The organism is Shewanella sp. SR44-4, from assembly GCF_014163715.1.
In the GTDB taxonomy this organism is placed as follows: Bacteria; Pseudomonadota; Gammaproteobacteria; order Enterobacterales; family Shewanellaceae; genus Shewanella.
Genome location: NZ_JACJDU010000172.1, coordinates 1 through 263, shown reverse-complemented (window position 1 = coordinate 263; position 263 = coordinate 1). Strand labels below are relative to the sequence as shown.

The window sequence follows — 263 nt, the reverse complement described above, 5'->3', positions numbered from 1 at the left end:
CCGCCGCTCGTCACCTCAGGAGCAAGCTCCCTTGTGTTACCGCTCGACTTGCATGTGTTAGGCCTGCCGCCAGCGTTCAATCTGAGCCATGATCAAACTCTTCAATTAAAGTTCTTTTGAAAACCTCATCCTTATAAATAAGAACGAAGCTTTCGGCTCAATGAATTCTGATTTCATTTAAAAGACTCGGAAGAATCAATTAAATGTTTGTACATATTACTATGAACATTCATCGTTGCATTGAGTTGTAATTTTTTGATTGC

The 263-nt window shown here is 39.9% G+C and carries 1 rRNA gene; it reads right to left on the bottom strand.

Annotation, left to right across the window (positions count from 1 at the left end):
• Window positions 1-108: ribosomal RNA gene (locus H5125_RS21940) — 16S ribosomal RNA — on the bottom strand; the annotation flags it as partial.
• Between the last annotated feature and the right edge of the window lie 155 nt (window positions 109-263).